Source organism: Streptomyces sp. NPDC002088, from assembly GCF_040296605.1.
GTDB lineage: Bacteria > Actinomycetota > Actinomycetes > Streptomycetales > Streptomycetaceae > Streptomyces.
In genome coordinates this window covers 206,036-216,999 of record NZ_JBEOXO010000015.1, presented here as the reverse complement: position 1 = coordinate 216,999, position 10,964 = coordinate 206,036, and the positions used below count along the sequence as shown (strand labels likewise).

At 68.3% G+C, this 10,964-nt stretch carries 11 protein-coding genes and 4 pseudogenes; 10 read left to right on the top strand and 5 right to left on the bottom strand.

Features of this window, described 5'->3' with window-relative positions; genetic code table 11:
* From ABT114_RS50675 to ABT114_RS29590, 3 genes and pseudogenes are all read right to left on the bottom strand, one after another.
* Nucleotides 1-158, bottom strand: a pseudogene (locus tag ABT114_RS50675) (DUF4097 family beta strand repeat-containing protein); the annotation flags it as partial.
* 267 nt (nt 159-425) lie between these two features.
* Nucleotides 426-846 (bottom strand): annotated as a pseudogene (locus tag ABT114_RS50670) (transposase); the annotation flags it as partial.
* 64 nt (nt 847-910) lie between these two features.
* Entirely contained in the window at nt 911-1,138 is a 228-nt protein-coding gene (locus tag ABT114_RS29590) for a hypothetical protein (protein ID WP_351145921.1), read from the bottom strand.
* A gap of 92 nt (nt 1,139-1,230) precedes the next feature.
* Here ABT114_RS29590 and ABT114_RS29585 point away from each other — a divergent pair, with 92 nt between their 5' ends.
* The 8 genes and pseudogenes from ABT114_RS29585 to infA all read left to right on the top strand — a co-directional run bounded on the left by ABT114_RS29585 (nt 1,231) and on the right by infA (nt 7,104).
* Nucleotides 1,231-1,668, top strand: a complete 438-nt coding sequence (locus ABT114_RS29585; RefSeq protein ID WP_351145920.1) for a CBS domain-containing protein — start codon at nt 1,231-1,233, stop codon at nt 1,666-1,668.
* A 162-nt stretch (nt 1,669-1,830) separates the two neighbouring features.
* On the top strand, nt 1,831-2,712 hold the full coding sequence (locus ABT114_RS29580; RefSeq protein WP_351145919.1) for a TetR/AcrR family transcriptional regulator: 882 nt from the start codon (nt 1,831-1,833) through the stop codon (nt 2,710-2,712).
* A 56-nt stretch (nt 2,713-2,768) separates the two neighbouring features.
* Entirely contained in the window at nt 2,769-3,611 is an 843-nt protein-coding gene (locus tag ABT114_RS29575) for a hypothetical protein (protein WP_351145918.1), read from the top strand.
* A gap of 136 nt (nt 3,612-3,747) precedes the next feature.
* On the top strand, nt 3,748-4,449 hold the full coding sequence (locus ABT114_RS29570) for a maleylpyruvate isomerase N-terminal domain-containing protein (RefSeq protein ID WP_351145917.1): 702 nt from the start codon (nt 3,748-3,750) through the stop codon (nt 4,447-4,449).
* 301 nt (nt 4,450-4,750) lie between these two features.
* Nucleotides 4,751-5,065, top strand: coding sequence for a hypothetical protein (locus ABT114_RS29565; RefSeq protein WP_351145916.1), 315 nt, complete (start codon nt 4,751-4,753; stop codon nt 5,063-5,065).
* A 13-nt stretch (nt 5,066-5,078) separates the two neighbouring features.
* Nucleotides 5,079-5,886, top strand: a pseudogene (locus tag ABT114_RS29560) (IS5 family transposase).
* A 205-nt stretch (nt 5,887-6,091) separates the two neighbouring features.
* Nucleotides 6,092-6,883: a GNAT family N-acetyltransferase gene (locus ABT114_RS29555; protein ID WP_351145915.1), complete on the top strand. Its 792-nt coding sequence runs from the start codon at nt 6,092-6,094 to the stop codon at nt 6,881-6,883.
* Entirely contained in the window at nt 6,880-7,104 is a 225-nt protein-coding gene (gene infA, locus ABT114_RS29550) for a translation initiation factor IF-1 (RefSeq protein ID WP_010981942.1), read from the top strand. Before ABT114_RS29555 ends, infA begins: the two co-directional genes overlap by 4 nt.
* A gap of 359 nt (nt 7,105-7,463) precedes the next feature.
* Here infA and ABT114_RS29545 read toward each other — a convergent pair.
* Nucleotides 7,464-8,297 (bottom strand): annotated as a pseudogene (locus ABT114_RS29545) (aminoglycoside phosphotransferase family protein); the annotation flags it as partial.
* A 109-nt stretch (nt 8,298-8,406) separates the two neighbouring features.
* Complete coding sequence (locus ABT114_RS29540) at nt 8,407-8,643, bottom strand: NUDIX hydrolase (protein WP_351145914.1); 237 nt, start codon at nt 8,641-8,643, stop codon at nt 8,407-8,409.
* Between ABT114_RS29540 and ABT114_RS29535 the strand changes: the two genes are divergently transcribed.
* Nucleotides 8,642-9,211 carry a hypothetical protein gene (locus ABT114_RS29535; RefSeq protein WP_351145913.1) on the top strand — a complete coding sequence of 190 codons (570 nt, stop codon included), beginning with the start codon at nt 8,642-8,644 and terminating at the stop codon, nt 9,209-9,211. The two genes, ABT114_RS29540 and ABT114_RS29535, sit on opposite strands and share 2 nt — an antisense overlap.
* Nucleotides 9,212-9,966: 755 nt before the next feature.
* Nucleotides 9,967-10,854, top strand: coding sequence for a septum formation family protein (locus tag ABT114_RS29530; protein WP_351145912.1), 888 nt, complete (start codon nt 9,967-9,969; stop codon nt 10,852-10,854).
* Nucleotides 10,855-10,964: the final 110 nt, after the last annotated feature.

The window sequence follows — 10,964 nt, the reverse complement described above, 5'->3', positions numbered from 1 at the left end:
TCTGTCTGCTCAGCGGCTTTGGTGTCGCGGCTCTTGGAGGGGTCGGCGGGCAGGACCTCGACGGTGGTGTCGGCGCGGTCGGCGGCGATGAACTGGACGCGTCCCGCGGGGATGTCCAGGACGGCGGAGATCGGAGCGGGGGTGTCGAACTTCTGCATCGTACTCTCCCGTGAATCGTAGTTTCCGATGACAGAAAAGCTACGTTGCATTCAAAGATTCTTCAACAGATTCGTTGCTCGCAATCGCCACTATTGCAGGTACGAGCCAGACAATTGTTGCAATGGTTTGAGATTTAACGCAACAACAGCCCCCTGTTGCGTTGCAATGGATTAGACATGAACGCTATACCGGAGTCGTGCGGCGGGTGTGGCTGGACGAAGCGCCTGACGCACCCGCCGTTGCCCCGGCCGTCCTCGCCCAGCGGGCCGGTTGCGTACGAGTGCTTCCAGGCGGTCGAGGGCGACGACGGCGAGGTTGACCAGGCTGCGCTTGACGTGGGCCCACACCCCTCGACCGGGTTCAGGTCCGGCGAGTAGGCAGGCAGCAGGAACACCGTCAGCCACTCACGCTCGGCGATCAGGCGCCGCATCTCGCGGGAGACGTGGGTGCTCAACCGGTCCCAAACGAGCACGACCTGCGCCTCGAGGGGCTGATGGACGCCGTCCAGGAGGCCGAGGTAGTCCCGCTCGCCCATGCTGCGGCGCCCCCCTTGCCCGCGGCGTGGGCGCGCACGCGGTGGCACAGGCGGGTGCGGAAGCCCGGCCGCCAGGCGGTCAGCCCGGCCACCGACAGGCATCCGGAGCGGCGACCGCTGACCGTCACCACCGGGGTGACGCCGCGCCTGCCTCAGGTGCGTGTAGCCGAGACTGGGACGCGGGCAAGCAGGTGGCAGGCCGGAGGCGACACGTGATCACAGACTGCCGTCTATTGCTCGTTTATTGCTCGTTCGGGCGAGGCGAATTCTCGACCAAGCACCGGTCTCTGCCGACGATTCTCCGGCCCAGGTCAGACCGAGCTTGGCGTACGCCCAGCCGGTCTCCTCCTCCCACGTGAGCCGCAGACCGCCGCGGCCGCCTGTACGGCTGACCTCCCAGACGAGGATCATGTACATCGTCTCGCCGTACGGAAGACCTGCCACGACCGGTGGCCCGCTCCTCTCGGGCTGCGAGTTGCCGCCACTTGGGTGACTCTAAAGAGGTCGTCTGGAGTCACAGCGATCAGGAGAAGGCCATGACCACAGCCAAGGACATCATGCATCCCGGTGCTCACTGGATCACCAAGAGTGACACGCTCCAGCACGCGGCTCAGCTCATGCGCCAGCTGAACGTGGGCGCACTGCCCGTCGGTGACGAGACCCACAACGAGCGGCTGTGCGGGATCATCACCGACCGGGACATCGTCATGAAATGCGTCGCGGATGGGCGCAACCCGGCCGAATCCAAGGCTTCCGACGTCATCGAAGGCACCCCGCGCTGGATCGACGCGGACGCCGACATCGAGGACGTGCTCCATGAGATGGAGAGCCACCGCATTCGCCGGCTACCGGTGATTGAGAACAAGCGGATGGTCGGCATGATCAGCGAGGCCGACCTCGCCCTGCACCTCACAGACAACCAGATCGCTGAGTTCGCAGGGCACATCTACTCGCCAGCCCCAGTGCAACGCTGAGCTGAACCCGCCGCCCGGCGACGCCCCCTGCCACCGGCGCCGATTGGGAGCGGCAGCGGACCTGACCGGCTGGCCCGCTTCGAATCCCGGCGCTGCGCGACGGGTCCGGGGCTCAACTCGTCGGACAGACCCTAGTTCGGAGAAGTCTCCTACGGGGAGATAGTGCTACTGCTGACCGAGCACGGCTGGAACCTGTCGGTGATCAACCGGTTGAAGGTGCCGCAAGCGGCCCCGGACGCCGGCAGCAACGGCCCGCGGATCTACCGGGTCGAACTGGAGAAGCACAAGCGGGGCGCCGGCCGGTACTTCGAGACCCGCAACCTCACCGACGACGAGGCCGCCTCCCCCGGGCGGCTCATCACGCAGGCGCTGGAAGCTACCGTGTTCGCCCGCGCGGCCGTGCACACGCTGAGCCCCAGCACGGACCGCTTCCTGATCTGGCGCTGCGCCAAGGCGCCGCTGACCGACCTCCCACAGGACGAGACCGTGGAGATGGTGGTCCGCCTGTTCTGGAAGCAGGGCGTGGCGGCCACCGGCGTGCAGGACATCGTGAACGCCACGGGGCTCAACCGCTCCAGCCTTTACTCCACATACGGCGGCAAGCAGCAGCTCTACCTCGCCGCGCTGAACCGCTATGTGGCGGCTCGATCGCAGCCCGTCTTCCGGCAGCTCGCCGAGGACGGGCGGGGGCTGCCCGCGGTCGCGGACTTCTTCCGCGGCCTGATCAGCGCGCGTACGTCAGGAGAGCACGCGCGCTGGGGCTGCCTGGTGTCCAACGCGCACGCGGGCGCGGAGAGCGACGACCTGGAGGTGCGGGCCGTCCTCGACCGGCACCACCAGGGGCTGTGCGACGCGCTGCGCTCCACGCTCGAAACGGCAAGAAAGGACGGGCAGTTGGCAGCTGCTGTCGATCCAGCCTCGGCGGCTGAGCTGCTCTCGCTGCTCGCGTACGGGGTGAACGTGCGGTCGCGGGCGGGCGGCGACGCACGTTCCCTGAGCCGCACCGTCGATGCGGCTCTCGACTCGCTCCGGCCCCCGGGCTGAGAGCGCCAGGGCCTCACTTCGCGGTGGCCGTGCCCGGCTGTCGCGGAGACCGCCCGATGAAACTGGCGACCACGCCCGCGCCGACGAGCAGCATGACCCCGGCCACCACGAGGGCGAGCCGCGTCCCGTCGCCGACCGAGGGCGCCGCGCCGATCACCGTGCCGAGGACCGCCACGCCCAGCGACCACGTGGAATCGGATCCTATTCGGGCCCTGGAGTCGTTCGCCCTCGGCTGGTTCCCCGCCGAGGAGACGGAGCCGGCCGAAGAGAGCACGGCGGCCGAACCGGGTGATCTGCCGCCGTCGTTGGCCGCCTTCCACCGTCTGGCCCGTCTCCGCCCGGCGCTGCTCAGATTCCCCGACCCGGTGCTGAAGCAGCCCGAGCGTGCCTCCGGACCGCTCGGCGACCGGCTGGTCTTCGCCGTTTGGCACAGTGGCTCCATGGACTGGTCCATCCCGTGGCCACCGGAGGGCACGAGCGAAGCCGATCCCCGCGTGTGGCACACCGAAGACCCCTATCTAGCGAACCCGGAGACGACCCTCGAAGAGGAACCGCTGAGCCGCTTCCTCCTACAGTTCACCCTCTACGGAGCCATGAATGCCGCCCCCTACCAGGCACGCACCTACTGCATGCCAACCCAGCGCCTTGACCCGTTGTGGAGCATGCTGCGCCCCGTACCCCTCAGTCCGTTCCTGCCGGCCTACGAGGCCGAGAAGTTCTTTGTGGCCCCGGGATTGCTCGCGGCGGTCAGCAGCGACGAGAACGAGGCGGTCGTGACCTTTGCCGCGCTCCACCGCGGGACACTGACGCCGCTGCTCGAACACGGGTTCCGCTGGATCGCATCCTGGGGCGCACCTTCGATCTCCACCGAGGGGTACAGCGAAGACCCGCCGTTCTGACCGCCACCCCGTCAAGATCTACGAGGCTGTCCCTGTCCAGTCCCAGGTGAGAGCCGCGAGCTGGTCCCACTGAGGACGGATGATCTTCCATGGGCGGGCCCAAAATGACACGTGCCCAAGCGAGTTGTGTCCGGGAATGCTTCACCTGCTCGCGATGTTGACCGGTGAGGCAATCGTCGGCGACAGGGGGGACGAGAAGGTGACACAGGCCAGGGAACTCTACCTGAGCGTGGCGGAATCAGCGGGGAGGCTGCTGGCAGAGCCGGCGGTCGCAGGCGGCTGGCACCAGCCCTCAGCCCTGGCGAAGCTCAGCGTCCGCGGGCTGGCGGGCCACCTGGCCGGGCAGGTCTTCTTCATTCCCACGGTGCTGGCTGAGCCAGTACCTTCTGAGCCCGCCATCTCAATCCACGAGTACTACAGGCAAGTGAGTTGGATCGGCTCGGACCTCGACACGCCGTTCAATCAAGGCATCCGATCCGGCGGCGAGGACGAGTCAGTCGACGGTCCCGCCGCACTGGCCGCGCGGGTCGCCACGTGCGTCGACGAACTGCGCGGCACCTTGCCCGCCGCACCGGATCGCCTCGTCCGCCGCCCGACCTGGGGACCGTTCTCGATCAGCCTCGACGACTTCATCACCAGCCGGACCCTGGAGCTCATCGTTCACTGCGATGACCTCGCGTGCAGCGTCGGGCTGCCCACACCTGAGTTCCCGGCCCTGGCCGTTGAGACAGTCGTGGACCTGCTGTCGCGGATCGCACTGCGACGGCATGGCGCGACTAATGTCCTGCGCGCACTGAGCCGCGCCGAACGCGCACCGGCCTCCATCTCGGCGCTCTAGACATGGATCGGTTAGTGATCAAGAGACAGCCTGGGTGAGGTCTTTGAGCCAGATCATCGAGGCGCGCAGGTGGAGGCCGGCGAGGTAGCTCTCGGGGGTCTTGTCGTACCGGGTGGGTGCGCCACTAGGCGCTATGGAATCGAGTGAGGTGAGAGACCTTCACCGCCGGGTTGTCGCAGCAATTCGGTTGAAGCTGGGGTCAGTTCGGCTCGGGGGATGCTGAGCCGAGCGGTAAGCAGCCCTGACAACGTCGGGACGGGCGGCCGAACGCCTTGGACTGGCCCGGGAGTTCATCATCGGCATGCCCTTCGCCGGAGGCGAACCGCTCCGGGCCCGCCGCCCCTTCCCCGACGAGGTTGCCCGCGTCCTGGCCGACGAGATCAACCTCGCCCAGCTCGTGGAGAAGCACGACCCCGACGACCAGGGGATGCGCGACGTCTGGGAGACCATCGTCGTCACCGACCGACGCGTGAATGAGGTTCTCAAAGTGCGCTGGGGCTACATCGGCCGCTACGGCGGCCTGCCGATGTTCTGGCACGATCAGACCAAGGTCGGCAACTACGACACGGGTCTTGCTGAGGTGCCCCGGTCGGGCGTGACCGTTGTGACGATCTGATCGTTCGGCGGGTGTGACGACTCGGCCGTGGATCGTGGACGATGACTTGTGGGCGCTGATCGAACCGCTGCTGCCGCCCTGGCCGAAGCGGTCGCCGGGGCCTAGGCCAGTGGATGATCGGCTCTGTCTGCAGGGCATCCCGTACGTCCTGCACCAAGACATCGCCTGGAAACTCCTCCCGATGGAGCTGGGGTTCGGGTCCGGGCAGACCTGCTGGCGGCGCCTGGACAACTGGCAGCGGGCCGGAGTCTTCGAGCGGTTGCACCGGATCCTGCTCGCCGAGCTCAACGCGGCTGGCAAGCTCGACTGGGCCCGCGCGTGCGTGGACGGCTCCCACGTGCGCACGAAGAAGGGGGAGCCGTGACCGGTCCGTCGCCGGTCGACCGGCGGAAGGCGGGCAGCAAGCACCACCTGATCTGCGACGGCGAGGGCACCCGCTGCACGTCATCACGACCGCCGCCAACGTCAACGACACCACCCAGACCCTCGACCTTGTCGACGGCATCCCGCCCGTCGCCGGACGACCCGGCCGGCCCCGACGGCGGCCGGAGTGCCTCCTGGGCGACAAGGCGTTCGACTCGAAGGATGTGCGCGGTGAGCTGCGACGCCGCCGCATCCAGGCGGTGATCTCCCGCAAGGGCTCCCCGAACATCAAGGGTCTGGGCAAGCTCCGCTACATCATCGAGCAGACCTTCGCCCTGCTCCACCAGTTCAAACCCCTCGCGGTCCGCTGGGAACGACGTATCGAACTCCACGGCTCCTTCCTCTCGTTGATTTGCAGCCTCATCTGCTGGAGACGCCTCAAGAAAACCGGATCATGATCGCGTTACGAGCTCATGGGAAAAGATTTGAGCGAGGCAGCGCCCCGCTGCTACTTTCGCGGTGGACCGTGAAGTCGTCGTATGGAGGTGAGCCCCGTGAACACAGTTACCCATGGGTGCTCCCCCAACCCGTCACGGTCCGGCGGCTGACGTTCGGTGTCGCCAGGAGCGCCTGAGATCGAGGCACTCCTGGAAGGAGACTCCGATGAACACGAAGCCTTTCACATCTGGCCTGAGCGAGAACGCGGTGATGATCACGCGCGTCGCGGACAGGCAATGGCATGCACTGGATGACGACCTGGTGGTCGGCCGCGGGCATGCGGAGCATCGGCCCGACGGACGCTTGTTCGTCAGCATCGACGCCTGGCACGACGCCGCCTTCGACCGGCTCGCCGAGGCGATGCTGGCGGAACTGCCGGCGCCGCTGTACACGGTGGTCGACGAAGCCGACGGCGAGCTGACGGCCGGCTGGCGGCGGGCCGGTTTCACGATCCGGCGCCGCGAGTGGGAGCACGTCGTGCCGACCGACCCGCGGGTCACAGGGCTCGAAGAAGTCCTGCCGCCTTCGGGCGTGACGATCGTGCCCGCCGGTCAGGCGGACGAGAGTCTGCTGCGGGCTGTGGACCGCGCGATCCGTGACGAAGTCGAGGCGACCGTCGGGTGGCAGTCGATGCCCGCGGAGGTAATTCCCCGCCCCGAAGGCGACACCATCGTCGACCCGTCGAAGTACGCGGTGGCCGCGGCGCCTGAGGGCTACCTGGGTCTGATCCGGGTGGTGCCGGTGAACCGGCCGCGCATCGGGCTGGTCGCGGTCCGGGCCGGCGAGCAGCGCCGCGGCATCGCGCGGGCGCTGCTGGCCCACGCGCTGGGGACGCTGCACCGCTCCGGGTTCGCCGCGGCTTGGACCGAAGTCCACGAGTCCAACCAAGCAGCCTCGGCGCTGTTCGAGGGCATCGGCGCCCGGCCGATGAGCAGCAACCTGGAGCTGGTGCGATGACGAAGAACAAGAACGTCATCGAAGTCGAGGGCAAGGTCGTCGAGTGCCTGCGCAGCGCCATGTTCACCGTGGAGCTCGAGAACGGCCACCAAGTGCTCGCGCACATCAGCGGGAAGATCCGCAAGAACTACATCAAGATCATGCTGGAAGACCGGGTGCTGGTGGAGCTCCCGCCGTACGACCTGACGCGCGGCCGGATCGTGTTCCGGTACCGGAACTAGCGGCGGTCGACACCTTCCGCGGCAGCTGATCGCGGGGCCCCGGTCACGGCGTTTCCGTGACCGGGGCCCCGATGATGGCTCGCACGGCCGCGGCAGCCACCGCTCCAGCCGCCGCCAGCAGGTCTGGCCTGGCTTCGACATCGGCAACCGGCCCCATCGAATTGGCCATCGCCGGCGCCGGCAGGCGTTCGATGACGCTCTGCGGCGGCCCCACCGCATAGTCGTTCCCGCAGGCGAGCGGCAGTGGGGCCGCTTCGAGACGTCACGGGCCACTCTTCGATCAGGTGGGGCCAAGTGGCCAATATCGAGGGTCCGCCGAACGACGTCAGAGCCAGTCTGGCCCGAGCCGACCCCCAGCCGCCCCCGAACGCGGACTGGACCGCGCCCAGCTGCGCCCAGCGCCGCGCGCGCTCACGGTCGAGCCCGGCGGCCCCGGTGAAGACGTCGAGTGTGCGGCGGATCGACCTACGTAGGTCGCCTTCTTCGACGAGCACCACAGAGCGGGACTTGATCAGCGTGCCGCAGTCGTAGGCGGGATCCCCGACCCCGCCTTTCGGATCTACCGCCAGCCAGGGCTCGCGGGTGGCTGTCAGGATGTTCCGCGCATTCAGGTCGCCGTGGATGGGGGTGTCCGGCTGGCGGTAGCCGAGTTCGCGCACCGTGGTGATCGCGGCGCGCACCAGATGGGACGGCAGCGCCTGCGGGAACTCCCGTGCGTCCTCGAGTAGTTGCTCCTCCCACGCACCGGCCAACTCTTGAAGGCGGGGAAGACCAGCGGGCGCGGGGACGGCCAGGCGGCGGCTGATGCCCCCTGCGATCGCCGCCACCTCCTCACCCGATGCGGCCTGGGCCAACGTCGTGCAGTGCGCTCGCTCCAGCAGCATCGCGAACCGGTCGTCGTCACGCTCGTGCAGCAGGACCGCTCCGTGCCCGGCCCAGGACGCGAGCGCGTCCGGCTCGAACCGGTTCTCGGGGTGCGGGAAGGACACCTTCAGCACGGCGGGCTCGCTCGCCTTGCGCAGCACGGGGACGACGATCCCGACGCCTCCGTACATCACCTCACCGTCCGGAGCGCAGAACCATCGCTCCGCCGACTCCTGCACTCTGGCGGGAAGATCGGCAAGCCACTCCGCGCCGTTGTCGCCTTCGCGTGCGATGGTCGCCCGCGCGAACTCCTCTGGTGTGCGGATCACCGGCGTTCCCCTGGGGCGGGAGACGCGGCACGTCGTGCGGCCTGGGTCCTCACGCAAGGCCGCCAGCCGGAGTCCGCCGCAGGCCCAGGCGTTGCCGTCACGGCCACTGCTACTCCAGGAAGGACCGGAGCTCCGGGGTGGTCGGCGGGAGCTCGTCGAGGGTGCGCACCCACTGGTAGCGATCGTGCTCGGACAGGATGATCGGGCCCGGCTTCTCGGGGGTCCAGGTGAAGACGAACTGCCGGCTGGTGCGGCCGCGGGAGTTGGTGTAGTCGAAGTGGCCTGCGTAGCGGTCGACGGCGGCGGTGAGCCCCGTCTCTTCGGTGATCTCGCGGGGAGACCCCATGCCGCCCCGGACACACCCCACCCGGCCGCTCGTCCTGCCCGGCGCACTGCTCCTGACCACCGCCCTGCTCGCTGCCAGCCTGACCGGCTGCTCCGCGCTCTCCCCGTTCAACACCTGTGACGACACGGCGACACGCGTGAAGGAGCTACGCTCCCAGCCGATCCTGGAATCCGTCCCGGAGGGGGCGACCGTCCCGAAGGACCTGGCCTCGGTGCACGCGGGATGCCTCGACGACAGCGGCGACGCCTGGCTGTACGTCGAACGCATCTACGCCTTCCCCGGCTCCCGACAGAAGGTCGTGGACTTCTACCGCACCACCGCCAAGGCGGACGGCTGGCGCCTGCAGTCCGCCCCTCCAGGCCTGAGCTCCCCCGAAACAACGGCGGGACTGTGCTTCACCAAAGGCGGGGACGGCGACGCCCTCCTGCTGACCGTGCAGTTCACCAACGCCCGCCAGCTGAAGTTCGAGCGCGACTACGAGGCCGGGCCGGAGTTCGACTCGGGCTCCGGATTCGAGATGGAGGTCGGCTCCGAGACGGACGGGGCGGAGACCGGCTGCTTCGACTGACGCCCCGGGGCTTTCGGAGCCGGCGACGGGGCACGCTGCCATACGGCAGCAGGTCGCGGCCACCGGCCTGCACGACCCCCTGGCCGCACTGGCCGCTCTTGCGGCCATGGAGCGGCAGGTCATCGACCAGATGCCTCCCGCCGTGCGGTTCGCCACAGGGGCGGTGCGAGTTGTGACGCTGTCGGTCGTACCCTCGGAGTCTCGCGTCAGGCCGCGCACCAGCGGCTCGCCAAGCAGGCCGATTGATGCACCACTGTCCGCGGGTGAACCACCTTCGGGATCACAGGAGTTCGCGGGAAAGTGGGCTCCCGGCCGGGGCCCGGAGTCGGTCCGGGTGGAGTTGCCGACCCCAGTACCTTTGTGTCCCTCGCCGCCCAGCTCAACCAGCTCCAGTTTCAGCAAGCCCGCTCGAAGGTATACGTGCAGGGCAGCGGCCTCGACGCTTACGTACAGATGCACGCTCCGAATCTGCGGGCATCTGGCCGACAAGACGTGTGACCGGTTCGTGGCAAATCCGTACCTCGCGGTACGCCCGCCCTTGCGCACATCCCTCCACGCTCAACAGCGCCCGGCTCCACAGAAGTGTCACAGGGCCCTCCCGACTCCCACCTGCGAACAGCACGGATACAACCCTCGCGGCCCGTCGCGAGTCAGAAACGCCGCGATGAGGTGAGGGCCTTCGCACAACCGGTCCACAGGAATGACATACGATGCGCGCGACCCTCATAAAGATCACGTAATAGGATGTACACGTCATGGCAATCCGTACCCCGTATCGTTCCCTTCGCGGTATATCCGCCGTTGCCGCCCTGCTCGCGATCGGCGCGGTGGGCTGCTCGGACGTCTCCGACGCCGTCGGCAGCGCCAAGGACAGCGCGAAGAAGGTGGCTCGCCAGCGCTCGGTGTTCTCGCTGGACATCGGCGACTGCTACAACCCGAACGGCAAGGCCGAGGGGGCAGCGTACGCCGTCGAGATCGTGCCCTGCGACGAGGCGCACGAGGGCCAGGTCGTCGGCGAGTTCGCGATCGACAAGGGCAAGGAGTACCCCGGCGACGACGGGGTCTCGACGATCGCGGACAACCGCTGCCCGGTCGAGGCACAGAAGTACGCCCCGGACACCTGGGCGCTCCCCAAGGGCGTCGCCCTCTTCTACTACACCCCGACCAAGGAGAGCTGGGCGACGGGTGACCGCGCGGTGAGCTGCACCTACACCGCGGACAAGGGCACGTTCAGCGGCTCGCTGGACACCGCGAAGTCCCTCAAGCCCGAACAGACCACCTACCTCACGGGTTCGAACGCAGTCTACGAGGCCCTGTGGGCGAACCAGCCCGAGAAGGACACCGTCGAGGACGACCTCGCCGGCTACAAGGCGCAGGCCAAGGCCGTCGCGGCCGCCCTCGACACACACGTCAAGGGCCTGGACGGCATCGAGGGCACCGAGGTCGGCAAGCTCCGCGCGACGCTGACGAAGGCGGCCAGGAACTGGAAGAAGGCCGCGAACGCCGCCGACGCCGACGCGTTCTACATCGCCTACGACCCGGCGTTCACCGACATCGACCCGAACAAGTCGGTCGCCGCCCGCAAGGAACTGGGCCTGGCCACCACCGTCCCGGCCGACGAGGCCGAGGTCTGGGCGGGCTGACGCTCCGTCGGATTAGCGGGGCTGTGTCCGTCAAGAACCCGGCCCCGCGCCCCGAAGCCGTCTGTGAGGCCGAACGCCAGGCGGCTACTCGGGCCGCCTCCGAGTGCCGC

What these genes read in the sequence shown, in the direction of transcription:
- ABT114_RS29535 (WP_351145913.1), top strand. Translation starts at nt 8,642, where the DNA reads ATGCCGCCCCGGACACACCCCACCCGGCCGCTCGTCCTGCCCGGCGCA.
- infA (WP_010981942.1), top strand. Translation starts at nt 6,880, where the DNA reads ATGACGAAGAACAAGAACGTCATCGAAGTCGAGGGCAAGGTCGTCGAG.
- ABT114_RS29565 (WP_351145916.1), top strand. Translation starts at nt 4,751, where the DNA reads ATGCCCTTCGCCGGAGGCGAACCGCTCCGGGCCCGCCGCCCCTTCCCC.
- ABT114_RS29530 (WP_351145912.1), top strand. Translation starts at nt 9,967, where the DNA reads ATGGCAATCCGTACCCCGTATCGTTCCCTTCGCGGTATATCCGCCGTT.
- ABT114_RS29555 (WP_351145915.1), top strand. Translation starts at nt 6,092, where the DNA reads ATGAACACGAAGCCTTTCACATCTGGCCTGAGCGAGAACGCGGTGATG.
- ABT114_RS29575 (WP_351145918.1), top strand. Translation starts at nt 2,769, where the DNA reads ATGAAACTGGCGACCACGCCCGCGCCGACGAGCAGCATGACCCCGGCC.
- ABT114_RS29585 (WP_351145920.1), top strand. Translation starts at nt 1,231, where the DNA reads ATGACCACAGCCAAGGACATCATGCATCCCGGTGCTCACTGGATCACC.
- ABT114_RS29540 (WP_351145914.1), bottom strand. Translation starts at nt 8,643, where the DNA reads ATGGGGTCTCCCCGCGAGATCACCGAAGAGACGGGGCTCACCGCCGCC.
- ABT114_RS29570 (WP_351145917.1), top strand. Translation starts at nt 3,748, where the DNA reads ATGCTTCACCTGCTCGCGATGTTGACCGGTGAGGCAATCGTCGGCGAC.